Raw genomic sequence first — 26,132 nt, 5'->3', positions numbered from 1 at the left:
CGCTTTGCCGTGGCTATTCGCTTAAGCGCGCCGTTCGATCTATACTGGGAACTGTGCCGTGGCGGGTTACCTCGCCGGCACCGGTCCGAGGACGGGTTTGGAGGTTGCTCTGCTTTCATATGCCGACGGGACCAATAGATATGGCTCGACGGCAGGGATCAACAGCACCGCTCAGACATCAGACGTCTATCTGCCGATTCCCTCACCCGACCGGCTCTACCGCTTTGGCAAGCGTTGCAACGCCCCGATGACAGCCGATGAGACGCCTTGCCCACCCATCCGGCTTTTGCTCGTCGATGACCATCCTATGCTGCGCGACGGGATCGCAGCGCTGGTTGATCGGGAGACGGATATGGAGGTGGTTGGCGAGGCTGCAAATGGAACAGACGCCATAGCGATGTTTGAGGCACTGGCTCCGGACGTGACGTTGATGGATGTGCAGATGCCGGGCTTGAGCGGGATCGGGGCAATCGAGGCAATCATGCAAGCATCGCCCGAGGCAAGGATATTGGTGCTCACGACCTATCCGGGTGACGCGCAGGCTTTGCGGGCCATCCGGGCAGGGGCCGCCGGCTATCTGCTCAAGAACTGTATCCGCAAGGATCTGCTGGATGCGATCCGCTCACTGCATTCGGGCGGACGTGCGATGAGTGCAGAAGTTGCCCACACGCTTGCGGCGCATTCGCTCAACGATCATCTGACACCGCGCGAGCTCTCGGTGCTTAAACTGGTGGCGGAGGGACATCCGAACAAGCAGATCGCCTGGAAGCTCGAATTATCGATGGATACTATAAAGGCACATCTCAAGAGCGCCTTTGCAAAACTCGGGGTCGATGATCGCACGCACGCCGTGACCATCGCTAGACGGCGCGGCTATATCGATCCCTGACTGATATAGCCCTACGGACAGTTACGTTGTCATGACCATCCCGCCATGTATCGACGGCCTCAGATCACCTACAAAACGATACCCTCGCCCTACCACTGTGGCAATGTATTGCGGCGTAGCGGGGTGGTCGCCCAGTATGCGTCGCAGACTGGCGACGTTGACTTTGAGATTGGCTTCCTCGACCAGTGTATCGGGCCACACCCGCGAAACCAGCTCACGCTTGCCTACGACCTTACCGGGCCGTTCCACCAGTGTTGTCAATATATCGAGCGCGCGCCCGCCGATACGCATCGGGCAGCCGTCTTTCAGTAGCGTTTGCCGCTCCGGCTCCAGCGTGAACGGTCCGAACCGGAAGCACCGTGCAACGGATCGGCGTTTCGTGCTCTGCCAGTCTCCAGCATGGAAGCGATAGTGCACAGAATAGGCAATCGGCGTGTTGGATATCGACATCGACGGAATCCCCGGCTCGTTGCGGCCATGGGATCGGGATGGCCGCCGTTCCATGACTTTCCCAGACTAGCCGATGTTCGTGGTCGGCAAATTGCCCCATTCGGGCCAATCGGTCTACCCGAACGGGTGTTTGCGATCGCGTTGCGGGTAGCCATCGCATTGGTCAGGCTCGGCATCCCGTCCCAGCGCAACTCCATATTGTAATTTAGTCCACCGCGGATGACGTGGATGTGGCTGTCGATCAGGCCCGGAATCAGGCGGCGCCGTTTACAGTCGATGACCACGGCATCGGTTGTGGCGAAGGCGCGCACCTCGGCTTCACTTGCCACCACCAAGAACTGCCGTCCCGGATCGCGACTGCCTCGGCTATAGGATTAGCAGGGTCCAGTGTCCGTGATCTTGGCGTTGACGAGGATCGTGTCGGGCATCTTGTCGCTCCCAAAAGCGGCGGTCGGGCCGGTAAGAAAGGTTGCCGGGTCAAGTATCGCGGCGGTTGAGGGTCACGGATTGCTCCCTGCTTCATCGGCCTGCGCGTGCCGGTCGATGGCAGTCCGCAAGCCTTTCGGCACGGCGTTTGCGACAATCGAACGGCGCTCAATCATCCCCTTTGCTCGCGACACGGCCTGCTCGCCAATCAGCATCCCGAGCAACCCCAGCAACGCGATGACCGGGGGCGCCGGCGAGCGGATGCTGAGCAGCGCATACAGCGCACCTGCCAGCGTCCCGACACCCAGCGAAAGAAGATAGGCTTTCATCGCTCGCTCCATCGGGGCGGGCACCCGTCACGTCTCGGCTAAGCTGCACGACGGGTGCACGACCAGGCCGTTGTTTCAGCCTGGGGCCTTCGCGGCTTGCCGGGCGCGGACATAGCTCTCGATCACCGCTGCATAATTCGGCGCGACGAGGCCATAAAGCTGTGCCAGATCGGCGGCCTCCGGCCGGGCCCAGGTCCGGTGCAGTTCGGAGAGGATCGAATTGGTGGTGGTCGGCTTCACACCGCCCTGGACGAAGCGAGCAAGCGACACACGCGATGCCATCTCGCTTGGGTCTCCGGAGGCATCGACGACCGCATACACTTCATAACCGGTAGCGCGCGCATCGAGCGCGGGGAACATTACGCACACGCTCGTCCACACACCAGCCATCAGCAGGGTCTTGCGGCCGGTGGATTTCACTTGAGCGACGAAATCGTCATTGTCCCACGCATTCACCTCGCCCTTGCGCGGCACATAGACGGCGTGGGGTGCCAGCTCATGGATTTCCGGCATTAGCGGCCCATTGGTGCCGTTCGGCTCCGAGGCGGTCGTAATGACCGGGATGTTGAGCAGCGTCGCCAGACGCGCGATCATTTCGACGTTGCGGCGCAGATCCGCGACGGGAATGTCCTTCACCGTTTGGAACAAGCCGGACTGATGATCGAGCAGCAGGATCACCGTGTCGGACGGATCCATCAGCATGGCGCCGCCGCCGCTGGGAAGGACGCTGGATTTGGTCGTGGTCGAGGATTCCATGATCATTCTCCTGTTCGGGGGTTGCGATGAAAATGGTGGGTGAAGGGTGTCAGCCAGCCGAGGCGGCTGCGGCAACGATGAAGTCGGTCACTTCGCGCGGATGCGACAACATCACGGCATGGCCGCTGTCTATTTCGGACACCCTGGCTCCAGCGCGATTGGCCATGTTGCGCTGCGCGCTTGGCGGGACCATCCGGTCGGCTGCCGCTACCATGTAGAATGTCGGCTTGACCCTCCACCCGACACGGCCGACCGTCGCCATCACCGCGCCGAGTCCCCAGGGCACTTGGGATGCCGCCATAAAGCGTGTGATCGCCGGATCGACATCAACTGCGAACGCCTCCGGAAACTTGGCCGGATCGACGATCAGATAGCCATCCTCGGGCGGCAGCACGGGCGCTTTGTGTTCACCGGCCTCCGCAGGAGCCTCGTTCAGTGCGGCCACAGATTCGCCGGCATCCGGCACGAACGCGGCGATGTAGGCGATGGCCTTCACCTTGGGATGGGTGCCCGCCTCCGTCACGACGGCGCCGCCATAACTGTGGCCGACGAGCACCACGGGGTGCTGGGCTGCCGCAATAGCGCGCTCGGTCAGCGCGACATCGCCTTCCAGTGTTGTCGTTGGGTTCTGGACGACGAGGACCTCATGGCCTCGGGCGGAGAGTTGGTCGTGCACCATCTTCCACCCCGATCCATCGACGAAAGCGCCGTGGACCAGGACGTACGACGTGAGCGGATCGGGTCCGGTTTGGGTGTCGGACATGCGGTTTTCCTTTCAGTTTCGGGGGAGCGACAAGGCGGCCGCCAAGCGCACGCGCTATTTGCAGATCTTGCGATCGAGGAAGTCGCGGATCAGTGGCGCCACCACGTCGAGCTTGTCCTCGAGCGCGAAATGGCCGGTATCCAGGATATGCTTCTCGGCATCCGGCAGATCGCGAAGATAGGGATGCGCGCCGGCCTCCGGGAAAATCTTGTCGTTCTTGCCCCACACGATCAGCGTCGGCGGCTTGTACGTCCGGAAGAATGCCTGAAACTCGGGATAAAGCGGAACGTTGGTCCCATAATCGCGAAACAGGTCGAGTTGGATGTCGCGGTTGCCGGGCCGGTCGAGCCCTGCCTGATCGATCGTCCAGTTGTCCGGACTGATCCGCGCGACATCGCCCATGCCGTCGGTGTACTGGAACCTCGTGATCTCCGGCGTGACGAGCCCGTTGAGCGCATCGCGCCGTACCTTGGTAGGCTCGGCCCAATAGGCCTTCACCGGCGCCCAGAAATCATTGTCGATGCCCTCGACATAGGCGTTGCCGTTCTGGACGATCAGCGACTGGACCCGTTCGGGGTGCTTCAGCGCGAGCCGGTATCCGACCGGCGCGCCATAATCCATCACGTACATGCTGTAGCGATCCGCGCGCAGTTGCATGGTCAGCTTGTCCATCAGGTCCGCCATGCGGGCAAAGCTGTACGCGAATGTCTGGTGGTCGGGCGCATCACTCTGACCGAAACCCGGATAATCCGGCGCGATCACGCGGTAGCGATCGGCCAGCAGCGGGATCAGGTTGCGAAACATGTGCGACGACGTGGGAAAGCCGTGCAGCAGCAGCACGACCGGCGCGCCGGCTGGACCCGCTTCGCGGTAGAACAGTTTCACGCCGTCGACAGTGGCGGTCTTGTAATGGATGACTGGCACCAGGCGTCCGGGCAGTTGCGGCCGGACAGGCTCACATGTGTTTTGTGCTACCGCTGGCGTTGCGATGATGGCGCTTGCAATCATGGCCAAGAAAAGTCGCTTCATACGTCCCTCCGTTGAAGTACCGTGGCTGGCGACTTCATGTTCCCATCACCGCAGCGTGCAGCTTCGCTAGCATGGCTCCCGTCCGACCTCGCGTTAATCGCGGTAAATTGAAGGGATAACGTCGGGCTTCCGAATGCCTACGCGGAAGGTGACCTCGCCCTTGCTCCAACACTGGGTCAGCAATACAGCGCCTGATGTGCTGCGGGCAGTTCCAGTAGAACGCTACCAGCCGCCCCAGCGCGGCACCTTCACTGCCCCGTGACACCGCGTTCGGTTTGGGGGAGAACGCGGCGCATGTCGTCCGTCGCGAAATTCATTCTGCTGGCGACACTCGCCCCGTTCGCGAGCGTGGGCGACGCGTTCGCAAAGGATGCGCCGCGCAGCCTCGGGCAGCTGCAACATACCACCTGGAGCGCGCGCGAGGGCGCGCCGCCCGAGATCTGGGCACTTGCCCAGTCGAACGACGGATATCTCTGGCTGGGCACGGGGAGCGGGCTCTACCGGTTCGATGGGGCGAACTTCGAGAAGTTCCGCCCCCGCAAGGGCGAGCACCTTCCCTCGCTCAACGTCAACTCCCTGCTTGCCACCCGCGGCGGCGACCTTTGGATCGGCTTTGCCTCCGGTGCCGTGGCGCGACTGCGTGGGGGGCATCTAACCCTTTTCGACCTGGGGCTGCCGCCGGTCCCGGTACTGGAATTGTCGGAGGACCGCGGAGGTGCGATCTGGGCAGCTCTGGGCGAGGATGACAGGGGCGGTGTGGCGCGCTTCCGTCAGGGCCGGTGGGAACGTATCGGTCCTTCGTATGGCGTGGCCGCCGGTGCGGCGACCAGCGTCCTGGGCGCGCGCGACGGGTCTGTCTGGGCTGCGGCCGGCGGCGAGCTTGCAGTGTTGCGTCGCGGTGCCCGTCGCTTTTCCCCCGTCCTCGCCTCTGCTTCGGATCGGCCAAGGCTGAAGCAGTCGCCGGACGGTGCGATCTGGCTCACGACCGGTGCCCGCTCTGGTCTCCAGCGTGTCACGGGATTGCCTGCCCCCGCCGCGGCGATGTGGTTTGTCCCGCCGATGACGGCCAACCCGCGGGCAGAAAGCATCCTGTTCGATCGATACGGCAGTTTGTGGGGAACCTATGGCAGCGGCGGCGTCTTCCGTCTCGGCGGCGTTGGCCTTTGGGGCTGTGCGGGCGTTGCCAATGGCGAGCGCGAGAAGTTCGGTGCGGAGCGCGGCCTGACGTCCAACCTCGCCAACCCTATTCTCGAGGACCGCGAAGGCAATATCTGGGTGGGGACGAACCTCGGTCTCGACCAGTTTCGCGAAGCAAGCGTGGCGGTGGCCACCGGACTCCCGACGGATTCGCGCAACGGTTTCCGTATCGCACGCGGGCGCGGTGGCGCGATGTACATAACGTCGAACGAGGCCCTTTTCATGGCCCATCCGCGGCATGCCGCCCGGATGCTGGTGCGGCTGCCGCGTCGCACCCTGATCCTGCACACCGACGCGCTGTCGCGGACCTGGATCGGCACGGACGGGACTCTGGGCATTCTGTCCGGCACCGCCGTTCGAGACGTGCCGTTGCCCTGGGCTAGGCGCAGGCCCTTCGCGCTGGTCGAGGATGGCCCGGGTCGCATCTGCATTTCGTCTCTCGAGGGAGCCTTCTGCCGCAACGGACGCGATTGGGCACCCGAACCGCGCCTTGCGACCCCCGGCACTTTGCCGATGCAGATGCTCCGCGATGCGGCCGGGCGGATATGGATCGCGGAAGGTGGCCGCATCGAGATGGTCGATGGCGCCAGGCGTCGGGTGTTCTCCGCGCGGCACGATCTTGCGCTAGGGACCGTCATGGTAATGGCCGCACGGGGGCGGCATGTCTATGCGGGCGGGGATTTCGGCTTGGCGCGGTTCGATGGCCGTCGCTTCGTCACCCTCCGATCCGACATTAATCCGTTCTTGAGCCGGACCGCCGGGATCGTCGAAACGTCCGACGGCGACCTATGGCTCAACACCGTTGCCGGCGCGGTCAGAATTGCCCACGCCGATGTGGACGATGCGTTCGCGCATACCGCTCGCCCGGTGAAGGCACGGGTATTCGATCGAAATGACGGCATGCCCGGTGCGGCGCAGCAGGATTCCTGGTCGCAAACGGTGATGGAGGCCGCCGATGGGCGTCTTTGGTTCGTGACCAGGCTCGGTATTGCGTGGATCGACCCAAAGCGATTGTCGTTCAATACGCTGCCACCGCCGGTGATCGTCAGATCCCTGATTTCCGGAGGCAGCCTATATGCGACCGATGCGCCGATTCGGCTGCCCAAAGGCGCGTCCAACCTCCAGATCGCCTATACCGCAACGAGCCTTTCCGTGCCGTCGCGCGTGCGGTTCCGCTACCAACTTGAAGGCGTAGATGACGGCTGGGTGGATGCGGGTACCCGCCGTGAGGCCTTCTACACGGGGCTGAAACCGGGCACCTACCGGTTCCGTGTCATCGCATCCAACAATGACGGTGTCTGGAACCGAACCGGCGCAATGGTCGAGTTCACCATCCCACCGACATTCTTACAGAGCGAGCTGTTTCTTGCACTGTGCGGACTGGCGCTGTTCGGGCTGTTGTGGCTCGCCTATTCGCTGCGGTTACAGGCCATGGCCAGCCGCATCCGTATGCGGATGGCGGAACGGCTGGAGGAGCGCGAAAGGATCGCACGCGAGCTCCACGACACGCTGCTTCAGTCGTTTCAGGCGCTGACGCTGCGGTTTCAGCTTGTGGCGGATGAATTGCCGATCACGGCGACCGCCCGCCCTTCACTGGAAGCAGCACTCGACCGGGCAGACCAAGTGATCGCCGAAGGTCGAGACCGTGTGCTGGAGCTGCGATCGCTTCAGGAAACGCGAGAAATCGCGGTCGTGATAGGCGATCTGATCGAGCGACAGGACTTTGATCCTGCGGTAACGGTGAAGGTCGTTACCGTCGGCAAGCCGCGTGCGCTATCCCGCATGGTCATGGACGAGCTTTGCTATCTGGCAAGCGAAGCGATTTTCAACATTCGACGTCACGCATCGGCCAAGCAGGTTCATGTTGAGATCGGCTATAATTCGGATTTCAGCCTTCGGTTTATTGACGACGGCATCGGTATGGACCCGGCGGTCGCGCTTGGAGGGACCAAAGGGCATTTCGGCCTTTCCGGAATGCGCGAACGCGCGCGGAAGCTCCGAGGCAATTTGCTCGTTCGGCGGCGAGCCGAAGGCGGCACCGAGGTTGCCCTTACCGTGCCGGGCGCCGTTGCCTATGAGCCGAGCCGACGAGGGCTGTTCGCGCGACTGCGCAAAGCGGTTTGACGTGACGTGCACCCCTGAATTGGCGCCATTTTTGAGTAGAGTCCGTTTCTCGAGGAGACGGACGAATGAAGCGGAGCAGGTTTTCGGACGAGCAGACCATCGCGATCGTGAAGGGGCAGGAGGGGGGCATGGCGACCGCCGAGGTCTGCCGGCGGCACGGGATCAGCGGTGCGACGTTCTACAAATGGAAGGCCAAGTACGGCGGGCTGGAGGTCTCTGAGGCCAAGCGGCTGCGGTCGCTGGAGGACGAGAACGCCAAGCTAAAGAAGCTGCTGGCCGTAGCGATGCTGGACATCGCGGTGTTGAAAGACATCTCATCAAAAAAATGGTGACGCCCGACGCGAAGCGGAATGCGGTCGCCCATGCCCGAGAGAAGTTCGGGCTGAGCGAGCGGCGGGCGTGCAGTCTGATCGGTGTGGCGAGGCGGGTGGTTCGTTATGAACCGACCCGTCCAGATGACGCAGGCTTGCGCGTCCGGCTGCGTGAGTTGGCCGGCGAACGGCGGCGGTTCGGCTATCGGCGCCTGGGTTATCTGCTGGCGCGTGAAGGGCTGGTGCCGAACCACAAGAAGCTGCTGCGGATCTACCGGGAGGAAGGGTTGAAGGTGCGCCGCCGCGGCGGCCGCAAGCGGGCGCTGGGCACCAGGGCGCCGATGACGATGCCGCAGGGGCCAAATCAGCGCTGGAGCCTCGACTTCGTATCCGATGCCTTTGCGTGCGGCCGGCGCTTCCGCATCCTGTGCGTGGTCGACGACTTCTCGCGGGAGTGCCTGGCGCTGGTGGGCGACACGTCGCTGTCCGGTGCCCGGGTGGCACGAGAACTGGATGGGTTGGTGGCCGTCCGCGGCAAGCCGCTGCCGGTGGTCAGCGACAATGGCACCGAGCTGACGTCAACATCGATCCTGCGCTGGTCGCAGGAACGCCAGGTCGAATAGCATTACATCGCACCGGGCAAGCCAACGCAGAACGCCTTCGTGGAATCGTTCAACGGCCGGCTGCGCGACGAATGCCTCAACGAGACTTTGTTCAACTCGCTGGCGCACGCCGGATCGATCCTGGCCGCCTGGAAACACGACTACAACACGGTTAGGCCGCACTCGAAACTGGGCGGTCGCACCCCCGCCGAGATCGCCGGCCAACGGGGTTGGGGGCAGGCCCCCAACCCCGTTGCCATCACATCAACCATCAGCCATCAACGCAAAGGGCTCTACTTCTGAACGGTACCAATCAGGGGTGCACGTCAGGTGGACCGACTGGATGGCCAATTTTGTCCTTCAACTGCTCAAATCCGCGCGAAAAGTCTGGTGAATTCCCGGTGAGTCGTTCCCGGAATTCGTAAGGAAGTTCCGGAAAATTCAATTCTGAGTAAATTATTGGTTTCTGGCGTTTTTTAGTCGTTTTCGGAACCATCCGGACCCCGCTTTTCCGCAATTGAAACCCCCGTGTCGGTAATTCAAACCCGCCCCCTGGGCACCATTTCCGACATAGCTATTGCTTATTTGTCCACGCCGCGCCTTGGGTTCCGGTGCTTTGCTGCGCACTGCCGAGATTGGCAGCGTGACGGCACGCCGATCCTGCGCCAGAAAGCAGGCAGACCATCAACAAGGGGGGACGTCCATGTTTTCGCATATCATGATCGGCACCAACGACCTCGAAAAGGCGAAGGCCTTCTACGATCCATTGCTGGCGACGCTGGGCGTTCCGCCGGCGCATATGGACGGGCACCGGATGTTCTACATGACGCCGACGGGCATTTTTTCGGTGTCGAAGCCGATCAACGGCGAGCCGGCCTGTTACGGCAATGGTGCGACGATCGGGTTTGCGGCCGAATCGCCGGAACAGGCCGATGCCTGGCATGCGGCGGGCGTCGCTGCCGGCGGCACGGCGTGCGAGGACCCGCCCGGCGTGCGCGAAGGGTCGAACGGCAAGCTCTACCTCGCCTATCTGCGCGACCCCGACGGCAACAAGCTGTGTGCCTTGCATCGCATGTGACGCAGGCGGCGGCGCCCCGCAGGCAGGGTTCAGGCCACCTGCGGACGTGACCGCGGGTTGAGCCGGACGATGGTGAGGTTGAGATAGGCGGCGAAGCTGACCCAGGCCAGATACGGCAGGATCAGCAACGCCGCCATTTCCGAGATCGGCCACAAGCCGATGGTCATGGCGACGAGCGAGGCCCAGAGAAAGGGAACCTCGACCAACGCCCAGTCCGGGCGCTGCATCTTGAAGAACAACGGGCTCCACAACAGGTGGAACAGCCCGTTGACGGCAAAGACGATCAGCACCGTGCGCTGGTCGGCCGTCGTGCCGGCGGCGTTCCAGGCGATGACGGCGCTCCAGGCGGCAAGGCCGAGGATGATCGTCCACGCCGGGCCGAACAGCCAGCCGGGCGGCTGCCACGATGGCTTGTTGAGCGATTCGTACCAGCCGGCGCGCGGCGTCATCAACCCGCCGATCAGGCAGAGGCCGACTGCCCAGGCGATGGCGGCAGCGACCGGCGTGTTGAAATCGTCCATCATCGTCCGACCCTACCATGGTTTGGTGGTTTCGCGCGCATGGTTGCATGGCGGCCGTGCAGCGGGCATGGCGGGGGCATGAACCTCGCCCGCTTCGCTCGCCGCCGCTACACCCCCGGTTTCACCCCGCTCGAACCCCTGCCGCGCCTGTCGGCGGCGCTGGGCGGGCCGGACATCTGGATCAAGCGTGATGACCTGCTCGGGCTGGCGGCCGGCGGCAACAAAACTCGCAAGCTGGAATTTCTCGTCGCCGAGGCGCTGGCGCAAGGGGCGGACACGCTGATCACGGTGGGCGCACCGCAGTCCAACCATTGCCGCCTGACGCTGGCCGCGGCGGCGAAGGAAGGGCTGGCGTGCCGGCTGATCATCGAGGAGCGTGTTCCTGGAACCTATAACGATGCGGCGCTGGGCAACAATTTGCTGTTCGACCTGATGGGCGCGCAGAATGTGCGCGTCGTGCCGCTGGGCACCGACCTGGCCGCGGAAATGGCCGAGGAGGCGGCGCTGGTGCGGGCGGAGGGCGGCGTGCCCTATGCGATCGCCGGCGGCGGTTCGACGCCGCTGGGTGCGCTGGGCTATGCCGCGTGTGCGGCGGAGATCATGGCGCAATCCTTCGACATGGGGGTGGCATTCGACGCCATCGTCGTGGCGAGCGGCAGCGCCGGCACGCATTCCGGCCTGCTGGCGGGGCTGGTCGCGCTCAACGCCGGCGTGCCGTTGACGGGCATCAACGTGCGGCGCGCGCGGGCCGAGCAGGAAGGCAATGTCCACCGGCTGGCGGTTGCTACCGCTGAACTGATGGGCACGCCGGCGCCGGCGCGCGATGCGGTCATCGCCCTCGATGACTGGGTCGGGCCGGGCTATTCGCTGCCGACAGCCGATATGGTGCGGGCGGTGCGGATGCTGGCGGCGCAGGAAGGCATTTTGCTCGATCCGGTGTACAGCGGCAAGGCGATGGCAGGGCTCATCGGATTGGTCGAACGCGGCGATTTCACCGCCGGACAGCGCCTGTGCTTCGTCCACACCGGCGGCAGCCCGTCGCTCCATGCCTATGCGCGCGACCTGCGCGACCCCGCGCTCAACGGCTGAGCGGCCGATGGCCGGGTGGCGGACAATCGGCGTCATCGGCGGCATGGGCCCGGCGGCGACGGCGGATTTCCTGCGGCTGCTCGTGGCCGGCGTCCCGGCGGCCCGCGACAGCGACCATCCCCGCATATTGATCGATTCGAACCCCCAGGTGCCCGACCGCAATGCGGCGCTGGCGGGCAGGGGGCCGTCGCCGGGGCCGGTGCTGGCAGAGATGGCGCAGCGGCTGATGGCACAGGGTGCGCAGGTGCTGGCGATGCCGTGCAACGCGGCGCATGGCTGGGCCGGCGCGGTGCGCGCGGTGGCGGACGACGCCTTCATCGACATCGTCGATGCCGCACTGGCGGCGGCGATGGTGCACCGGCCGGCGCGGGTCGGCGTGATCGCGATCGGAGCGACGCTTGACCTGAACTTGTATGGACGCGGGGCGGTGCCGGTTGTGGCTGCGGACCCGGCCCGCGTGCAGCCGCTGATCGACCGCATCAAGGCCGGCGACACCGGGGCCGAGGTCGTGGGTGCCATGAATCAGATCGCCGCCGACCTGGTGGTCGACGGCGCTGATGTCGTTATCGCAGCGTGCACCGAAGTGCCGTTGGTCTTGTCGGCTGGTGCCGTGCCGGTGCCGTTCGTCGATACGACGGCGGCGTTGGCGGCGGCAACGCTTGCCGCGGCGCGCCTTGCCTAAACGCTGCGGCCCTTGACCAGCGACATGATCAGGCTGATCGCGAACAGCACGACGAAGATGAAGAAAAGGATCTTGGCAATGCCGACGGCTGCGCCGACGATGCCGCCGAAACCGAAGACGGCGGCGATGAGTGCGATGACGAGGAAGATAATGGCCCAGTTGAGCATGAATGCGATCCCTTTGCGTTAGACGTTGATGACAGAATAACGCACCGAGGGCGGGATCGTTCCGTGCGCGCGATCATGGATGCAGGAGCCTGGATGAAGACCATCGCCGCCGTTCTGGATGCCGGCAATGCCACGCGGCCGTTTGCCGATACGCGGCCGCTGCGGATGGCAAGGCTCGACCTGGCGCCGCCGCGCGCCGGCGAATTGCTGGTGCGGATCGACGCGGCGGGCCTGTGCCATTCTGACCTGTCGGTGGTGAACGGCGACCGCAACCGCCCGGTGCCGATGGCACTGGGGCATGAGGCCTGTGCGACGGTGGTGGCCATGGGCGAAGGCGCGCGTTTCGCCGTGGGCGACCGGGTGGTGCTCGCGTTTCTGCCGGCGTGCGGCCATTGCGTCGCCTGTGCGTCGGGAACCCCCTGGCTTTGCGCGGAAGCCGCAGCCGCCAATGGCCGCGGCGAGCTGATCGGCGGCGGCTGCCGGCTGACCGAGGACGATCATGCCGTCCACCATCACCTGGGCGTTTCGGCCTTCGCCGGCCATGCCGTTATCGACCAGCGCTCGGCGGTGCGGATCGACGGTGATGTGCCGCCGGAAATTGCGGCCCTGTTCGGTTGCGCGGTGCTGACCGGCGTCGGCGCCGTGTTCAATTCGGCGATGGTGCGACCGGGGGAAGGCGTGGCGATCTGGGGCCTCGGCGGCGTCGGGCTGGCAGCGCTTCTCGGCGCCGTCGCGGCGGGGGCGGAGCCTGTCATCGCCATCGACCCGGTGGCGGAGAAACGCGCGTTGGCACTGGAACTGGGCGCCCGCGCCGCCGTCCACCCCGACGCGGCGGAGACGACGATCGCGGCGCATGGCGGCGTGGCGGTGGCGATCGAAAGCGTCGGGTCGGGCAAGGTCCTCGCCGAGGCCTATCGGCTGACCCGGCGCGGCGGGCGGACCGTGACGGTGGGCCTGCCCAACCCCGCTGACCCGCTCACCATTCCGGCGATCTCGCTCGTGGCCGACGCCAAGACGCTGGTCGGCAGTTACATGGGGTCGGCAATTCCGGCGCGCGATGTGCCGCGCTATATCGCGCTGTGGAAGGCCGGGCGCCTGCCGGTCGAACGGCTGTTGTCGGGGGTGCGGCCGCTGGCGGAGATCAACGCGGCGCTGGATGACCTGGCGGCCGGCACGGCCATTCGGCAGATCCTGCTGCCGGCGGAATGACGGCAGGCTTGCGCGTGTGGTCTTTCCGGACGCGCTGTCTAGATCTGGCCCTCGCGCGACAGCGCCACGCCGGTGCTGGTCGCTTCGAACCCCGCTGCGATCAGCAGCATGCGCGCCATGGCCGGCAGGCTGTCGACAGTCAGAACAGCGCGGTATCGCCGGTCGGCGGTCAGCGACAGGTCGAGATGGGCGTCGCCCTGTTCCGGCGTGAGTGCGGCGCGCAGCACGCCGGTTTCGCACCGCAACGGCCCTGAAAAGGCGCCCAGTTGCGGCAGCGGCTGGGCGTAGACCGCGACCTCGCCGCGGGCGCTGGTGCAGCCGGCGCGGTCGAGCAGCACGGTGACATTGTCGACAGCGATCTGCGCTAGCGGCAGGCCCTCGATGTCCTCGATCGTGCCGCTCAGATCGGCGACGCCGGTCGGGGTCAACCGGCCGCGCAGCACCGGGCCGGCAAAGTCCATCGCCGGCGGCCACAGGCGTGCCCGGGTGTCGAGATCGCCGAGGTCGATGCCGTGCCAGCGGGCGTTGGCGATACGGCCGCGCCAGACCGAGCCGGACACATCGTCGGCAACGATGCCGCTGCTGCCGAGCACCAGCCGCAGCGGGAACAGCGTGACGGCGGCAACGATGGCGAGCGCCAGAACGATGACGATCCAGCCCCGGCGCCGCATGATGATTGCTCCATTGACTTTTGTGCAGTGCGCAACGATATGCACCTCGGCTTCAGCGCGGACCAGAGGGTTCGGTGCCCACGCCGGGTGCGTGATCGGGCAACGTTGCAAAACACCGCCCCAGACCCGGATGTTCAGAGGCCAGCCCCAAGGGCCACCCCATCACGCGGGTTGTCAAAACCCGCTCGTCCAGCCGCAAATCGCCGCTGGCAGCCATGCGAATCCGTCGCGTGTCCGTTGCAAAGAAAACCGATGACCTATTTTACCGACTTCGGCCTTGCCGAACCGCTCGCCCGTGCGCTTGCCGACAAGGGCTATACCGAACCGACCCCCATTCAGGTGCAGGCGATTCCGCCGGCGCTCGAAGGCCATGACCTGTGCGGCATCGCGCAGACCGGCACCGGCAAGACCGCGGCGTTCGCGCTGCCGATCCTGCATCGCCTCGCCGCCAACCCAAAGCATCGCCTGAAATATGCCACCCGCGTGCTGGTGCTGGCGCCGACGCGCGAACTGGTCTCGCAGATCGCCCAGTCGTTCACCGACTATGGCAAATATCTGAAACTGACCGTCACCACCGTGTTCGGCGGCGTGCCGATCCCGCGGCAGGAACGTGCGATGAGCAGCGGCGTCGATGTTGTTGTCGCGACGCCGGGCCGGCTGCTCGACCTTGTCGAGCGCGGCAGCCTCGACCTCAAGCTGGTCGAGATCCTGGTGCTCGACGAAGCCGACCAGATGCTCGACCTGGGCTTCATCCATGATCTGCGCCGCATCGTCGGCCTGCTGCCGCGCAAGCGCCAGACGCTGTTCTTCTCGGCAACCATGCCCAAGGCGATCGAGGACCTGGCTGCCAAATATCTGACCAACCCGGTCAAGGTCGCGGTCAAGCCGGCCGCGACGACGGCGGAGCGGGTCGAACAGGCCGTCATCCACGTCAACCAGGCCGAAAAGCCGGCGCTCCTTCAGCTGGTGCTCAAGGACAAGTCGATCGACCGCGCGCTGGTGTTCAGCCGCACCAAGCACGGTGCCGACCGCATCGTCCGCCAGCTCGGCAATGCCGGGATCGTCGCCGAGGCGATTCACGGCAACAAGAGCCAGCCGCAGCGTGAGCGGGCACTGGCGGCGTTCAAGGCCGGCACCTGCAACGTGCTGGTGGCGACCGACATCGCGGCGCGCGGCATCGACGTGACGGGCGTCAGCCATGTCATCAACTATGAATTGCCGAACGTGCCGGAATCCTATGTCCACCGGATCGGCCGGACGGCGCGCGCCGGCGCCAATGGCCAGGCGATTGCGTTCTGCGCCGAGGACGAACGGCCGTTCCTGCGCGATATCGAAAAGCTGATCCGCCAGAAGATCACCGTTCTGGCGCTGCCGGCCGACTTCCGTGCTGCCGTGCTGGCAGCGCAGAAGGTCGAACGCGCCGCACCGCCGGCGCCGCGCGAAGAGGAACGCCGCGACCATGCGCGCCGCCCTTCGGGTGGCGGTCGTCCGGGGCGCGACCCGCGGGCCCAGGTGACGCCGCATCGTGGCCAGGGCGGTGGCCGCGGCGACGGCGGTCGCCAGGGCCAGGGCCGTGCCGGATCGGGCGGCGGGTATCGCGGCGGGCGCTGAGCGCGTCCGACGCCGACACAAAAAGGGCCGCCCCGGGTATCCGGGGCGGCCCTTTTCATGCCCGGTCCATTGCGTCAGCCGCGTGACCCGTCATCCACGCTGGTGCTGCCGTCGTCGATCGTCTCGCCGACCTCTTCTTCCTCGAACAGCACGGCGACGTCACCATTGGCCGACAGGCGGACCCGATCACCCTCGACGCCGGCAACGAGGCCAAGCGAAATATAGTGATGGTGGTTTTCGTGGCCACCGCCGAAGCCGGCGCCGCCGCTGTCCTTCTTGGTCAGCTTGATGCGGCCGCCCTCGACGCCATCGACGGTGCCGATGTGGACGCCATCGGCGCCGATGACGTTCATATGTTCGCGAATTTTGTCGTGCATCACATGCTCCCTTTCATCGTTCAATCCGACCTGAAACGCCCGGACAGCGCGAGGGATGCATCGTCCGCCGCCGAACGGGGCGCGGAGGCGAGCGGACGGAGCCAGCGGCACCGCCCGCCCGCAACGGCTCAGGCCGCGACGGCCTTGACGATCTTGCCCGGCGTGCGCGGCGGCTCGCCCTTGGGCAGCGCGTCGACAAATTCCATGCCCGAGGTGACTTCGCCCCAGACCGTGTACTGGCCGTCCAGAAACGCCGAATCCTGGAAGCAGATGAAGAACTGGCTGTTGGCGCTGTTCGGGTTCGACGAGCGCGCCATCGAGCAAGTGCCGCGAACATGCTTCTCGCGCGAGAATTCGGCCTTCAGGTCGGGCTGCTTCGATCCGCCCATGCCGGTGCCGGTGGGGTCGCCGCCCTGCGCCATGAAGCCGGGGATGACGCGGTGGAACACGACGCCGTCATAGAAACCTTCGTTGGCGAGCGCCGCGATGCGCTCGACATGGCCGGGGGCGAGGTCGGGGCGCAGGTTGATCACGACATCGCCACCCGAATCGAGGGTGAAGGTCAGCGTCGAGGGAAGTGTGGTCATGCAATATCTCCTGGGGGGTCGCGCGCTTTACCCCGCCAGCGGAAAAGCCTCAAGCCGGATGCGCAATTCCTCCGGCAGCGGGGCCGGGCCATCGGGGCCGCGGTGGACCAGCACCGAATCGCACAGCGCGATGCAGGCGCCGTTCTGGAACATGCCCATCAGGCAGCGAAAGCTGCTGCGACCGATGCCGCCGACGGCATAGGTCATGGTGACCGGCGCCGGATAAGCGCCTTCGCCGAGGTAATCGACCGCGACATGCGCCACGAGATAGCGCGGGCGGGCATCGGCCTTGCCGGGGCTGATCAGATGCCAGTTGAAGCGGATCCGCGCCTCTTCGAAAAAGCGCGTGATGGCGACATTGTTGAGGTGGCGGTTGACGTCCATGTCGGCAAAGCGGGTTTCCATCACCACCGACCAGGGATAGGCGGCAAGGTCGTGGCGGCGCGGGTCGGCCTTCATCGCCCGGTCCTCAACGAAATGTGTACCGGATCGGCAGCGTCTTGCGACCCGACACGAAATTGGCGATCGAGTTCTTCGGCTCGCCGGCGAGTTCGACCGTCTTGATGCGCGGCAGCAATTCGGCAAGCAGCAACCGGATTTCCAGCCGTGCCAGATGCAGCCCCAGGCACATGTGAACGCCGTTGCCGAACGCGGTCTGCGGATTGGGGCTGCGATCGACCTTGAACGCAAAGGGGTCGGCAAAGACACGCGCGTCGCGGTTGCCCGACCAGTAGAACAGGCACAGCCCGTCGCCGGCGAGGATCTTGCGGCCGCCCAGTTCGCAATCTTCGGTCGCGGTGCGCATGAAATGCTTCACCGGCGTCACCCAGCGGATCATCTCCTCGACCGCCGACGGCAGCAGCGACAGGTCGGCCTGCAGCCTGGCGAGCTGGTCCGGATTGCGCACCAGCTGCTCGAAGCCGCCCGCGGCGGTGGAGCTGGTGGTGTCGTGCCCGGCGGTGGCGGTGATGACATAATAGCTCATCGCCTCCTTCTCGCCGATCGGCTCGCCGTCGACGGTGCCATTGGCGATGATCGTCGAAAGGTCGTCGCGCGGGTTGGCGCGGCGATCGGCGGTGATGGCGCCGAAATAGGCGAAATACTCCTGCGCCAGCTGGAACAGGTCGACCTGGGGGTTGCCGCTGCTGCCCGACAGGGCGCCGATGCCGGTGGTGATGAGTTTCGACCGAGCGACGACATCGGGGTCCTGCGCGCCGAACATCTCCTGCGTCATCCGCAGCATCATCGGTTCATCGGATTCGGGCACGCCGAGGATGCGCATGATCACCCGCAGCGGGTAGAACAGCGCCACCTCGTTGACGAAGTCGCATTCACCGCCCAGCGCCGCCATGCGATCGACATGGTCCTTCGCCACGGCGCTGATCATCGGTTCCAGCTTGCGCAGATTGGCAGGCAGGAACCAGTCATGCGTCAGGCGGCGCAGCTTCATGTGGAGCGGATCGTCGAGATCGACGAGGCTGCGGAACAGATGCGTGTCGCCGATGGTGTCGAGCGTCCATTTTTCGGCGTCCGCCGGGGCGAGATAGGTGCGTTTGGAGTTGATGAAGCGGTTGTTGGCCTTGCTGACCGTGGTGATGTCGGCATGGCGGGTGACGGCCCAGAACGGGCGGTAGCCGGTGGGGGCGCACCAGTGCACCGGGTCCTCGTCGCGCAGCCGGTTGTAGACGGCGTGGACGCTTTCGTCCGCCATCGCTTCGGGGTTGACGAGGATATTGTCGTCGCTGGCCCGGTCGAAACCGGGGAAGGGTATGACGGGGTCGGCAAAGGCAGTGGCCATGACGGGGGTCCTTTGTTGCGCGCGGCCGCGCGTCTTGCGTTATCGCGCGCGGCCGCGCGGCTTTCGCTATTGCGCGCGGCCGCGCGCCTGGACGGCGGCGCGGGCGGTTTCGACGGCAGCGGCGGAGACCTGCGCATTGGCAGCAATTGAGCGTTCCGTCTCCAGCGCCATGCCGGCTTCGAACGTCGTGGCATAGCCATCGCCGATAAGCTTCTTGTAGGCGGCGCTGAACGCCGGATCGATCGTCGCCATGTCGGCGGCGAGGCGCCTGGCCACGGGCAGAAGTTCGTGCGGGGCGACGACACGGTTGACCAGGCCCCAGGCGAGGGCCGTTTCGGCGTCAAGGAAATTGCCGGTCAGCGACAGTTCGCGGGCGCGATAAGGGCCGATCAGGCGCGACAGTTTTTGCGACAGGCCCCAGCCGGGCATGATGCCGACGCGGGCATGGGTGTCGGCGAAGCGCGCGCGGTCGCTGGCGATCAGCACGTCGCAAGCCAGCGCCACTTCGAAACCGCCGGTGATGGCGACGCCGTTGATGGCACCGATACAGGGTTTGGTCAGCAATTCGATGGCCTTGACCGGATTGTCGTCGGCGCCGTCGGCATTGGCGGCGGCAAGGCCTTCGGTGCCAAGCTCCTTCAGGTCCAGCCCGGCCGTGAAGGCGCGGTCGCCGGCGCCGGTGAGGATGACGACGCGGACAGTATTGTCGGTCTCCAGCGCGCGCATCGCGGCGGCGAGTTGGCGGCGCAGGTCGCCCGACAGGGCGTTCATGGCGCCGGGCCGGTTCATCGTGACGACGGCGACGGCGTCGGTGATGGCGATGGTGACGGTGTCTTCGGACATGCTGAGTCTCTCCCCAGCGCCGGTTCTACCCCAGGTGCGACGGCGGTGTCCGCCGCAAGATAAGATAGTGGGCGCCGCCGCCGCCGTGGCGCGGATGAGCGGGGCGCAGCGCGGCGATGCGGCTGCGAAAGGCACCGCCGCCGAGCCAGTCGGCAAGTTCGGCCTTGATCCGGGACGGGCGGTCGCCGCGGCCCTTGCCGGTAATGACCAGCAATACCCGCGCGCCATCGGCGACGGCGTCGTCGAGCGCCATCGCCAGAACGCCATGGGCATCGGCGAGGGTATAGCCGTGCAGATCGATGACGCGGTCGGGGATGACCTGGCCGCGGCGCAGGCGCTGGTCCCAGCTGCCGTCGAGCGTGGCGCTGGTGACGGGCGGCGGCGGGCGCCTGGCCGGCGGTGGCGGGGGCGGCACGGGGGCGGCACGGGGCTTGGGCAGGGGCCTTGGTGGGGGCGGGAGGGGGCTTTGCGGGGCAGCAGCAGGGGCCGCGCGGGCGACGGCGCTGCCGGGCAGCGGGCGCACGGTGGCGGCGACCCGTTTCCACAGTGCGATTTCGTTGGCCGTCAGCCGGCGCGACATCAGCGTGCCAGCAGCCGGGCGGCGGCGGCGCGGGGCAGCAACACGGTGACCTGCGCCGCTGCCGCCTGGGCGCTGGCGTCGGCGCGAGCCTCCGGCCCCGCACCCATGAACAGGTCGATGCGGTTCGCACCCTTGATGGCGCCGCCGGTGTCCTGCGCGATCATCACCGCGTTGAGCGGGCGGTTGCCCGGAAGGGTGGTGGCAACCGCAAGCGGCGCGCCGAGCGGGATGAAGGCCGGGTCCGCCGCCACCGAAATGCGCGGGGTGACGGCGACGCCCATGGCGCCGATCGGGCCGTCGCCCGTGATTTCGCGGAAGAAGACGACGCTGGGGTTGGCGGCAAGAATGGCCGGCGCCTTGGCCGGGTTGGCGCGCAGCCACGCCAGGATCGATTCCATGCTGACGCCGCCCTTGGGCAGTTCGCCCTGGTCGAGCAGCACCTTGCCGATGGCGACATAGCCGCGACCGTTCTGGCTGTCGTAACCGATGCGCATGATGCTGCCATCGGGAAGGCGCAAGCGGCCCGATCCCTGGATTTCGAGAAAGAACGCCTCATAGGGGTCGGCGGCGAAGGCGAGTTCGAGACCCTTGCCGGCGAGCGCACCGGCCATGATCTCGGCGCGCGCGGGATAGGGAACGAGCGCCGTGCCGGCGAGGCGGCCGCGCAGCTTTCGCCCCTTGAGGTCGGGCGCAAAGGCACCGAGGTCGGCTTCGACCAGGTTGGGCGGGCGGCGGTAGAAGGGGGCAGCAAACCCCGGTGCCGCCGTGCGGCTGCCGGCGATTTCGGGTTCGAAATAGCCGGTCGCAAATCCGTTGCCGGCAGCGATGGTGACCGGGGTGAAATTGGCGGCGAAGAATTCGCCGGCATCGGTGGCCGCGGCGGCGGCAGCGCAGGGCGCCGTCCAGTCGCCGGCAATGGTCAGGCCGCTGCGATCCTCGCGCTTGCGCAGCGACGGGCAGGAGCGGCGAAACGCGGCGAGCGCAGCGTCGGTGCCGGGTGGGGTGGTCGTGCCGGGGGCGATGGGAAGGTCACGCGCGTGCAATGGCGCCGGGGCCGGCGGATTGGCGGGGGCAGCCGATGGCGGCGCTCCGGCGGGCTGGGTGGTGGTGCAGGCGGCGAGCGCCAGGCAACAGAGTCCGAGATGGACGCGTCCGATCACGCGTCGCACCGGGATCAGGCGTCGAGGTTGCCGTCGCCCGGCGTATCGTCGTCGGTGGCGATGAGCAGCCAGGCCGGGTCGCGGCTGCCGATGTGGCGGCTGAACGTCCAGACATCGACCGTGTTGGTCGGCGTGCCGGCGATGGTGACACGCGCGTTGAAGCGCACCGTGACTTCGGCCATTTGCCCGATCATCTCGGCATTGACGATTGCGGCACTTTCGATCGAGTCGAGGCTGTTGGCGAGGCGGGCGCCGTCGCGTTCCCCGATCGCAGCGCCGAAATTGTCGGCAATCTCGTCCGAGACCAGACCTTCGAGGGCACGCGAGTCGCTCGCCCAGAATGCCGAAAGGATCATGCCATAGGCCGACCGCGCCCCGGCAACGAAGCGTTCCGGGTTGAATTCGGGGTCGGCGTCGACGATCGCCTGCAACTTGGGCGCCAGCGTGCCATCCGTGCCGGTCGGCACGGCGACAACGCCGCGCAGCTTGGCGGCGGGACGCTGGCTGGGGGCGGTGATTTCGGGCGCGCCGGGGCGGAAGGCATCGCCGACGGCCCGTTCATGGCCGGTCCGTTTGCCGAGCACGCTGACCAGGCGCAGACCGATGAAAGCCGCCAGCATGGCCAGCAACACGATCTCGATCCACGAACTCCCGTCAGACATTGGTTTCGTCCTGTTCCTTGCAGATGCTGGCATAGCCCTTTGCGCTCGGCCGGTCCATCATCATAGTACACTGCGACAACGGCCACAGTGCCATGCGCCTAACATCATGCACAATGGCGACGGTTGCAAGGCCCGATCAGGACAGGACCAACAGGAGCGGGACGATCATGTCCCGATGACGGGCTGGTGCGGACGGCGGGACTTGAACCCGCACTCCCGGGGGGAAGCGGATTTTAAGTCCGCTGCGTCTACCAGTTTCGCCACGTCCACAATGCCCGTCAAACCCTGCGCCCGTCGAACCCTGCGCCCGTCGAACCCTGCGCCCGTCGAACCCTGCGCCCGCCGAACCGTGAGTCTGTCCGCACGGCCGCCGATCGGCCCCAGGGGCCGACACCCTTTAGGCGGTGTTGAGGCGCTCGCGCAATTCCTTGCCGGGCTTGAAATAGGGCACGCGCTTGGCGTCCACCTTGACCGCAGTGCCGGTGCGCGGGTTGCGGCCGGTGCGGGCATCACGGTCGCGAATCGAAAAGGCGCCGAAGCCGCGCAATTCGACGCGGCGGCCTTCGCTGAGTGCCGCGGTGATCTGGTCGAAGATGACGGCGACTATCGCTTCGACGTCGCGCAAGGTCAGATGCGGATTGCGCTCCGCGACTTTTGTCACCAGCTCAGACCTGATCATAGGCTCATCCTGTTTTGGCGATCGGCGATTTGCGCCCCAGCCCCCGAGACATGAAACGATGGCCCCCGCCGTTACCACGGTCAAGATCCCCGCCCGAATTCGGTAACAAGCTGGCAAGAATATCGCCGGCTGTGACTATAATGGCACCACCAACGTCGTAATACTTTAGCGAAACGCCGCCCGATTGCGCAATGCAATCGAGCGGCGCTCGTTTTCGATCCCGATCTGGTCGATCAGGACTTGTCGGCGTCTTCCTTGGCCTTGTTGAAGGCGGCGCCGAGGATGTTGCCCAGCGTGGCGCCCGAGTCGGACGTACCATATTGCGCAACCGCGGCCTTTTCTTCGCTGATCTGCATCGCCTTGATGCTGAGCATCGGCTTGCGGCCCTTTTCGAAGCCGATGATCATCGCGTCGACCTTCTGGCCGGGCTGGAAACGCTCGGCCTTCTGCTCGTCGCGATCGCGGCTGAGGTCGCCGCGCTTGATGAAGACCACGGCGCCATCGTCGCCGACCTGGACATCGATGCCGCCATCACGGGCCGCCACGACGGTGGTGGTGATGATGTCGTTCTTCTTGAGGCTGTCGTTCGCCGCAGCGCCTTCGGTGCTGGCGATAACGCGCGGACCCTGGCTTTCGTCGAGCTGCTTGATGCCGAGGCTGATGCGTTCCTTTTCGACATCGACTTCGAGCACAACGGCCTGGACGCGTTCACCCTTGTGGTGACGGGCCAGTGCCTGTTCGCCGGTAAGGCCCCAGGCGATGTCCGACATGTGGACCATGCCGTCGACTTCGCCGTCGAGGCCGATGAACAGGCCGAATTCGGTGCTGTTCTTGACTTCGCCTTCGACCTTGGTGCCGACGGGATGGTCTTCGGCGAAGACTTCCCACGGGTTGCGCTGGGCCTGCTTGAGGCCAAGGCTGATGCGGCGCTTGTCTTCATCGACTTCGAGCACCAGCACTTCGACTTCCTGGCTGGTGGCGACGATCTTGCCGGGGTGGACGTTCTTCTTGACCCACGACATTTCGGACACGTGCACCAGGCCTTCGATGCCGGCTTCGAGTTCGACAAAGGCGCCGTACTCGGTGATGTTGGTGACGCGGCCCTTGTGCTTGGTGCCGACAGCGTATTTAGCGGCCGCCGTCGTCCACGGATCGGCTTCGAGCTGCTTCATGCCGAGGCTGATGCGCTGCGTCTCGCGGTTGATGCGGACGATCTGGACGCGCAGCACGTCGCCGATGTTGAGCACTTCGGACGGGTGGTTGACGCGCTTGTAGCTCATGTCCGTCACGTGCAGCAGGCCGTCGATGCCGCCGAGGTCGACGAACGCACCATAATCGGTGATGTTCTTGACGGTGCCGTCGACGATCTGGCCTTCGGCGAGCGACAAGATAAGGCCCGAACGCTGTTCGGCACGCGATTCTTCGAGGATCGAACGGCGCGAGACGACGATGTTGCCGCGCTTGCGGTCCATCTTCAGGATCTGGAAGGGCTGCGGCAGGTTCATCAGCGGGGTGACGTCGCGCACCGGGCGGATATCGACCTGCGAACCGGGCAGGAAGGCAACGGCGCCGTTGAGGTCGACGGTGAAGCCGCCCTTGACGCGGCCAAAGATGATGCCTTCGACACGCTCGCCAGCGGCGTACTGCGTTTCGAGCGCATCCCACGACGCTTCGCGGCGGGCGCGATCACGGCTCAGCATCGCTTCGCCATTGGCGTTTTCGACGCGGTCGACAAACACTTCGACTTCGGAGCCAATGACGAGGCCGTGCTGGCCGTCGAGGCCGGCGAATTCCCGCAGCGGAATGCGGCCTTCCGACTTCAGGCCGACGTCGATGACGGCAAGGTCGTTCTCGATGCCGGTGACGACACCCTTGACGACGCGGCCTTCAAAACTCTGGTTCTTGCCGAGGCTGGCTTCGAGCATTGCTGCGAAGTCGTCGCGCGTCGGCTGGGGGGCAGTTGCCATATAGTTCGTTCGTCTTTCGTCTCTGGAATCGGCACCGGTCATCCCGGTGAAACTCCGCAGGCGGCACCATTGCCACCTGTTCTGCGCTGGCGCGGCGACACCATGTCGTCCGCTCAACTGGTCGTGACCGGCTGTGCCGAAAGGCAGGGCGTAACCCCGGCAGCTTTCAGACCTGTTGCTGGCCGCCCGCCGCGATTGCTGATTCAACAAGAGCAATCGCGCGCTGGACGGCAGCATCTATACCCAATTCCGTGGTGTCGAGCAAGGCAGCGTCGCCGGCGCGGACCAGCGGCGCGGTGCTGCGCCCTGAATCGCGCGCGTCGCGTGCTTCGATGTCGGCAAGGACGGTGGCAAGGTTGCGGGGGTCGCCGCTGCGCGCCAGTTCGGCGTGGCGGCGCTGGGCGCGGCACAGCGGCGTGGCGGTGACGAACAGCTTGGCCGGCGCATGGGGCGCGATGACGGTGCCGATATCGCGGCCATCGAGGACGGCGCCGCCCGGCTGCGCCGCAAAGGCACGCTGGACCGCGAGCAGGGCGGCCCGCACGCCCGGGTGCGCCGAGACGATAGAGGCGGCCTGGGCGTTCTCGCTGCTCATCAGGTCGGGATCATCGAGCAGCGCCGGGTCGAGCCCGCGCGCCGCGGCGGCGGCGAAGTCCGCATCTTCGGGAGCGCCGCCGGACAGCCGGACCGACAGGCCGGTGGCACGGTAGAGCTTGCCGGTATCGAGATGCGGCAGGCCATAGCGATGGGCCAGCGCCCGGGCGATGGTGCCCTTGCCGGAGGCAGCGGGGCCATCGACGGCGATGATGAGCGAGGCGGGGTGGGTCACGCGGCGCTCATAGGCGGAGAAGGGCGGGGGGTGCAATCGGGCCCGGTGGCATTTGTCCCGGCGGGGCGGAGGCCGGCGTCGGCGGGCTGTCGCTGTGGCGCCTAACGGGATCGAACCGTTAACCTCTAATATGCCCCCACCATCGCGCGCCGGAACGAGAAAGGGCGCCTCCGTTGCCGGAAGCGCCCTTCTTGTCTTGGTGGAGCCTAACGGGATCGAACCGTTGACCTCTACAATGCCATCGTAGCGCTCTCCCAGCTGAGCTAAGGCCCCAGAACTCTGCTGCATCCGGTGGGGCGGATGCGGGACGCGCCGGTTAGGACAAAGCCGACCGGCGCGCAAGCCGATTTTTCAACTTTCCTCGTCTTCGCCATTGGTCACGACGGTGCCGAGGTCGTCGTCATCGCCCAGGTCGACGTCCGGTGCTTCGGCATCTTCTGCGGCATCGAGATCCAGATCCTCGTCGACGGCGACGTCGCTGGCATCGGCATCGGTGGTGGCGAGCGGCTTGGCCTGCTCGAACGGCGTCGTCTGCTTCGACTTGAGCATCGGTTCGGGTGCCCAGGCATAGCCGCAGGCGATGCAGGTGACGGGTTCGTCCTTCGTCAGGTCATAGAAGCGCGTGTTGCATTTCGGGCAGGCACGCTTGGTGCCCCATTCAGCCTTGACCACAATATTCTCCGTGAACCGGGGTTTCGCATGCACCTCCGGGAAGCGGCGCGCATTGCCACAGGAAGCGTCGCCTG

The 26,132-nt window shown here is 65.8% G+C and carries 27 protein-coding genes, 2 tRNA genes and 2 pseudogenes; 8 read left to right on the top strand and 23 right to left on the bottom strand.

Annotated elements, in window-relative coordinates; all coding sequences use genetic code 11:
- Positions 1-58: 58 nt before the first annotated feature.
- Positions 59-889, top strand: a complete 831-nt coding sequence (locus GGQ62_RS06155) for a response regulator (protein WP_341533756.1) — start codon at positions 59-61, stop codon at positions 887-889.
- Between the two features lie 21 nt (positions 890-910).
- On the opposite strand, the gene GGQ62_RS16320 is transcribed toward GGQ62_RS06155, so the two are convergent.
- From GGQ62_RS16320 to GGQ62_RS06130, 6 genes and pseudogenes are all read right to left on the bottom strand, one after another.
- Positions 911-1,393 carry a winged helix-turn-helix domain-containing protein gene (locus GGQ62_RS16320; RefSeq protein WP_243446279.1) on the bottom strand — a complete coding sequence of 161 codons (483 nt, stop codon included), beginning with the start codon at positions 1,391-1,393 and terminating at the stop codon, positions 911-913.
- A 71-nt stretch (positions 1,394-1,464) separates the two neighbouring features.
- Positions 1,465-1,767, bottom strand: a pseudogene (locus GGQ62_RS16315) (amidohydrolase family protein); the annotation flags it as partial.
- Positions 1,768-1,839: 72 nt separating this feature from the next.
- Positions 1,840-2,094 carry a DUF1427 family protein gene (locus GGQ62_RS06145; protein WP_152578796.1) on the bottom strand — a complete coding sequence of 85 codons (255 nt, stop codon included), beginning with the start codon at positions 2,092-2,094 and terminating at the stop codon, positions 1,840-1,842.
- A gap of 75 nt (positions 2,095-2,169) precedes the next feature.
- The gene (locus GGQ62_RS06140; protein WP_152578795.1) at positions 2,170-2,850 is read right to left on the bottom strand and encodes an isochorismatase family protein; all 681 of its coding nucleotides are present in this window, start codon (positions 2,848-2,850) and stop codon (positions 2,170-2,172) included.
- A 49-nt stretch (positions 2,851-2,899) separates the two neighbouring features.
- Positions 2,900-3,613, bottom strand: coding sequence for an alpha/beta fold hydrolase (locus GGQ62_RS06135; protein WP_152578794.1), 714 nt, complete (start codon positions 3,611-3,613; stop codon positions 2,900-2,902).
- A 54-nt stretch (positions 3,614-3,667) separates the two neighbouring features.
- A complete protein-coding gene (locus tag GGQ62_RS06130; RefSeq protein WP_152578793.1) occupies positions 3,668-4,642 on the bottom strand; it encodes an alpha/beta fold hydrolase in 975 nt (324 codons plus the stop codon).
- A gap of 294 nt (positions 4,643-4,936) precedes the next feature.
- Between GGQ62_RS06130 and GGQ62_RS06125 the strand changes: the two genes are divergently transcribed.
- The 3 genes and pseudogenes from GGQ62_RS06125 to GGQ62_RS06115 all read left to right on the top strand — a co-directional run bounded on the left by GGQ62_RS06125 (position 4,937) and on the right by GGQ62_RS06115 (position 9,954).
- Positions 4,937-7,963, top strand: a complete 3,027-nt coding sequence (locus tag GGQ62_RS06125; protein WP_152578792.1) for a sensor histidine kinase — start codon at positions 4,937-4,939, stop codon at positions 7,961-7,963.
- Between the two features lie 65 nt (positions 7,964-8,028).
- Positions 8,029-9,179 (top strand): annotated as a pseudogene (locus tag GGQ62_RS06120) (IS3 family transposase).
- A 400-nt stretch (positions 9,180-9,579) separates the two neighbouring features.
- Positions 9,580-9,954: a VOC family protein gene (locus tag GGQ62_RS06115; protein WP_152578791.1), complete on the top strand. Its 375-nt coding sequence runs from the start codon at positions 9,580-9,582 to the stop codon at positions 9,952-9,954.
- Positions 9,955-9,983: 29 nt separating this feature from the next.
- Here GGQ62_RS06115 and GGQ62_RS06110 read toward each other — a convergent pair whose 3' ends face one another.
- The gene (locus GGQ62_RS06110) at positions 9,984-10,478 is read right to left on the bottom strand and encodes a TspO/MBR family protein (RefSeq protein WP_341533755.1); all 495 of its coding nucleotides are present in this window, start codon (positions 10,476-10,478) and stop codon (positions 9,984-9,986) included.
- Positions 10,479-10,553: 75 nt separating this feature from the next.
- Between GGQ62_RS06110 and cuyA the strand changes: the two genes are divergently transcribed.
- Both cuyA and cuyB read left to right on the top strand, forming a co-directional pair.
- Positions 10,554-11,564 (top strand): D-cysteate sulfo-lyase, encoded by a 1,011-nt coding sequence (gene cuyA, locus GGQ62_RS06105; RefSeq protein ID WP_152578790.1) that lies wholly within the window; start codon positions 10,554-10,556, stop codon positions 11,562-11,564.
- A gap of 7 nt (positions 11,565-11,571) precedes the next feature.
- Positions 11,572-12,246: a cysteate racemase gene (gene cuyB / locus GGQ62_RS06100; protein ID WP_167649500.1), complete on the top strand. Its 675-nt coding sequence runs from the start codon at positions 11,572-11,574 to the stop codon at positions 12,244-12,246.
- On the opposite strand, the gene GGQ62_RS06095 is transcribed toward cuyB, so the two are convergent.
- Positions 12,243-12,413 (bottom strand): DUF1328 domain-containing protein, encoded by a 171-nt coding sequence (locus tag GGQ62_RS06095; protein WP_152578788.1) that lies wholly within the window; start codon positions 12,411-12,413, stop codon positions 12,243-12,245. The two genes, cuyB and GGQ62_RS06095, sit on opposite strands and share 4 nt — an antisense overlap.
- 93 nt (positions 12,414-12,506) lie before the next feature.
- Here GGQ62_RS06095 and GGQ62_RS06090 point away from each other — a divergent pair, with 93 nt between their 5' ends.
- A complete protein-coding gene (locus GGQ62_RS06090) occupies positions 12,507-13,622 on the top strand; it encodes a zinc-binding dehydrogenase (protein ID WP_152578787.1) in 1,116 nt (371 codons plus the stop codon).
- 38 nt (positions 13,623-13,660) lie between these two features.
- On the opposite strand, the gene GGQ62_RS06085 is transcribed toward GGQ62_RS06090, so the two are convergent.
- Positions 13,661-14,293, bottom strand: coding sequence for a type II secretion system protein N (locus tag GGQ62_RS06085; protein WP_152578786.1), 633 nt, complete (start codon positions 14,291-14,293; stop codon positions 13,661-13,663).
- Positions 14,294-14,545: 252 nt separating this feature from the next.
- Between GGQ62_RS06085 and GGQ62_RS06080 the strand changes: the two genes are divergently transcribed.
- On the top strand, positions 14,546-15,904 hold the full coding sequence (locus tag GGQ62_RS06080) for a DEAD/DEAH box helicase (protein WP_152578785.1): 1,359 nt from the start codon (positions 14,546-14,548) through the stop codon (positions 15,902-15,904).
- Positions 15,905-15,978: 74 nt separating this feature from the next.
- Here the strand turns inward: GGQ62_RS06080 and GGQ62_RS06075 are convergent, their stop codons facing one another.
- The 14 genes from GGQ62_RS06075 to GGQ62_RS06010 all read right to left on the bottom strand — a co-directional run bounded on the left by GGQ62_RS06075 (position 15,979) and on the right by GGQ62_RS06010 (position 26,058).
- Positions 15,979-16,281 carry a DUF2171 domain-containing protein gene (locus tag GGQ62_RS06075; RefSeq protein ID WP_152578784.1) on the bottom strand — a complete coding sequence of 101 codons (303 nt, stop codon included), beginning with the start codon at positions 16,279-16,281 and terminating at the stop codon, positions 15,979-15,981.
- Positions 16,282-16,409: 128 nt separating this feature from the next.
- Positions 16,410-16,868, bottom strand: a complete 459-nt coding sequence (locus GGQ62_RS06070) for a peptidylprolyl isomerase (protein WP_152578783.1) — start codon at positions 16,866-16,868, stop codon at positions 16,410-16,412.
- Positions 16,869-16,895: 27 nt separating this feature from the next.
- On the bottom strand, positions 16,896-17,327 hold the full coding sequence (locus tag GGQ62_RS06065; RefSeq protein WP_152578782.1) for an acyl-CoA thioesterase: 432 nt from the start codon (positions 17,325-17,327) through the stop codon (positions 16,896-16,898).
- Positions 17,328-17,337: 10 nt separating this feature from the next.
- Positions 17,338-18,666: a cytochrome P450 gene (locus GGQ62_RS06060; RefSeq protein WP_152578781.1), complete on the bottom strand. Its 1,329-nt coding sequence runs from the start codon at positions 18,664-18,666 to the stop codon at positions 17,338-17,340.
- A gap of 66 nt (positions 18,667-18,732) precedes the next feature.
- On the bottom strand, positions 18,733-19,509 hold the full coding sequence (locus GGQ62_RS06055) for an enoyl-CoA hydratase (RefSeq protein WP_152578780.1): 777 nt from the start codon (positions 19,507-19,509) through the stop codon (positions 18,733-18,735).
- Positions 19,510-19,534: 25 nt separating this feature from the next.
- A complete protein-coding gene (locus GGQ62_RS06050) occupies positions 19,535-20,089 on the bottom strand; it encodes a Smr/MutS family protein (protein WP_152578779.1) in 555 nt (184 codons plus the stop codon).
- Complete coding sequence (gene mltA / locus GGQ62_RS06045; RefSeq protein WP_152578778.1) at positions 20,089-21,249, bottom strand: murein transglycosylase A; 1,161 nt, start codon at positions 21,247-21,249, stop codon at positions 20,089-20,091. Before mltA ends, GGQ62_RS06050 begins: the two co-directional genes overlap by 1 nt.
- A gap of 14 nt (positions 21,250-21,263) precedes the next feature.
- Positions 21,264-21,911 carry a Tim44/TimA family putative adaptor protein gene (locus tag GGQ62_RS06040; RefSeq protein ID WP_167649499.1) on the bottom strand — a complete coding sequence of 216 codons (648 nt, stop codon included), beginning with the start codon at positions 21,909-21,911 and terminating at the stop codon, positions 21,264-21,266.
- A gap of 184 nt (positions 21,912-22,095) precedes the next feature.
- Positions 22,096-22,181: transfer RNA gene (locus GGQ62_RS06035), tRNA-Leu, on the bottom strand.
- Positions 22,182-22,308: 127 nt separating this feature from the next.
- Positions 22,309-22,590: an integration host factor subunit beta gene (locus tag GGQ62_RS06030; RefSeq protein WP_152578776.1), complete on the bottom strand. Its 282-nt coding sequence runs from the start codon at positions 22,588-22,590 to the stop codon at positions 22,309-22,311.
- A 233-nt stretch (positions 22,591-22,823) separates the two neighbouring features.
- A complete protein-coding gene (rpsA, locus tag GGQ62_RS06025) occupies positions 22,824-24,557 on the bottom strand; it encodes a 30S ribosomal protein S1 (RefSeq protein ID WP_152578775.1) in 1,734 nt (577 codons plus the stop codon).
- 166 nt (positions 24,558-24,723) lie between these two features.
- Positions 24,724-25,386 (bottom strand): (d)CMP kinase, encoded by a 663-nt coding sequence (gene cmk / locus GGQ62_RS06020; protein WP_152578774.1) that lies wholly within the window; start codon positions 25,384-25,386, stop codon positions 24,724-24,726.
- Between the two features lie 197 nt (positions 25,387-25,583).
- Positions 25,584-25,659, bottom strand: a tRNA-Ala gene (locus GGQ62_RS06015).
- A 78-nt stretch (positions 25,660-25,737) separates the two neighbouring features.
- Positions 25,738-26,058 carry an FYDLN acid domain-containing protein gene (locus tag GGQ62_RS06010; protein ID WP_152578773.1) on the bottom strand — a complete coding sequence of 107 codons (321 nt, stop codon included), beginning with the start codon at positions 26,056-26,058 and terminating at the stop codon, positions 25,738-25,740.
- Positions 26,059-26,132: the final 74 nt, after the last annotated feature.

The sequence above is a fragment of the Polymorphobacter fuscus genome (genome assembly GCF_011927825.1).
Taxonomy (GTDB): Bacteria; Pseudomonadota; Alphaproteobacteria; order Sphingomonadales; family Sphingomonadaceae; genus Sandarakinorhabdus; species Sandarakinorhabdus fusca.
The sequence above is the reverse complement of the archived record's forward strand: the minus strand, read 5'-3'. Positions and strand labels throughout refer to the sequence as shown.

Coding starts and splice junctions, on each gene's coding strand:
- GGQ62_RS16320 (WP_243446279.1), bottom strand. CDS start 1,393: ATGGAACGGCGGCCATCCCGATCCCATGGCCGCAACGAGCCGGGGATT.
- GGQ62_RS06040 (WP_167649499.1), bottom strand. CDS start 21,911: ATGTCTGACGGGAGTTCGTGGATCGAGATCGTGTTGCTGGCCATGCTG.
- rpsA (WP_152578775.1), bottom strand. CDS start 24,557: ATGGCAACTGCCCCCCAGCCGACGCGCGACGACTTCGCAGCAATGCTC.
- GGQ62_RS06115 (WP_152578791.1), top strand. CDS start 9,580: ATGTTTTCGCATATCATGATCGGCACCAACGACCTCGAAAAGGCGAAG.
- GGQ62_RS06145 (WP_152578796.1), bottom strand. CDS start 2,094: ATGAAAGCCTATCTTCTTTCGCTGGGTGTCGGGACGCTGGCAGGTGCG.
- GGQ62_RS06050 (WP_152578779.1), bottom strand. CDS start 20,089: ATGTCGCGCCGGCTGACGGCCAACGAAATCGCACTGTGGAAACGGGTC.
- GGQ62_RS06070 (WP_152578783.1), bottom strand. CDS start 16,868: ATGACCACACTTCCCTCGACGCTGACCTTCACCCTCGATTCGGGTGGC.
- GGQ62_RS06125 (WP_152578792.1), top strand. CDS start 4,937: ATGTCGTCCGTCGCGAAATTCATTCTGCTGGCGACACTCGCCCCGTTC.
- GGQ62_RS06060 (WP_152578781.1), bottom strand. CDS start 18,666: ATGGCCACTGCCTTTGCCGACCCCGTCATACCCTTCCCCGGTTTCGAC.
- GGQ62_RS06140 (WP_152578795.1), bottom strand. CDS start 2,850: ATGGAATCCTCGACCACGACCAAATCCAGCGTCCTTCCCAGCGGCGGC.
- GGQ62_RS06095 (WP_152578788.1), bottom strand. CDS start 12,413: ATGCTCAACTGGGCCATTATCTTCCTCGTCATCGCACTCATCGCCGCC.
- cuyA (WP_152578790.1), top strand. CDS start 10,554: ATGAACCTCGCCCGCTTCGCTCGCCGCCGCTACACCCCCGGTTTCACC.
- GGQ62_RS06075 (WP_152578784.1), bottom strand. CDS start 16,281: ATGCACGACAAAATTCGCGAACATATGAACGTCATCGGCGCCGATGGC.
- GGQ62_RS06055 (WP_152578780.1), bottom strand. CDS start 19,509: ATGTCCGAAGACACCGTCACCATCGCCATCACCGACGCCGTCGCCGTC.
- GGQ62_RS06080 (WP_152578785.1), top strand. CDS start 14,546: ATGACCTATTTTACCGACTTCGGCCTTGCCGAACCGCTCGCCCGTGCG.
- GGQ62_RS06085 (WP_152578786.1), bottom strand. CDS start 14,293: ATGCGGCGCCGGGGCTGGATCGTCATCGTTCTGGCGCTCGCCATCGTT.
- GGQ62_RS06135 (WP_152578794.1), bottom strand. CDS start 3,613: ATGTCCGACACCCAAACCGGACCCGATCCGCTCACGTCGTACGTCCTG.
- GGQ62_RS06065 (WP_152578782.1), bottom strand. CDS start 17,327: ATGAAGGCCGACCCGCGCCGCCACGACCTTGCCGCCTATCCCTGGTCG.
- GGQ62_RS06130 (WP_152578793.1), bottom strand. CDS start 4,642: ATGAAGCGACTTTTCTTGGCCATGATTGCAAGCGCCATCATCGCAACG.
- GGQ62_RS06090 (WP_152578787.1), top strand. CDS start 12,507: ATGAAGACCATCGCCGCCGTTCTGGATGCCGGCAATGCCACGCGGCCG.
- cuyB (WP_167649500.1), top strand. CDS start 11,572: ATGGCCGGGTGGCGGACAATCGGCGTCATCGGCGGCATGGGCCCGGCG.
- GGQ62_RS06110 (WP_341533755.1), bottom strand. CDS start 10,478: ATGATGGACGATTTCAACACGCCGGTCGCTGCCGCCATCGCCTGGGCA.
- GGQ62_RS06030 (WP_152578776.1), bottom strand. CDS start 22,590: ATGATCAGGTCTGAGCTGGTGACAAAAGTCGCGGAGCGCAATCCGCAT.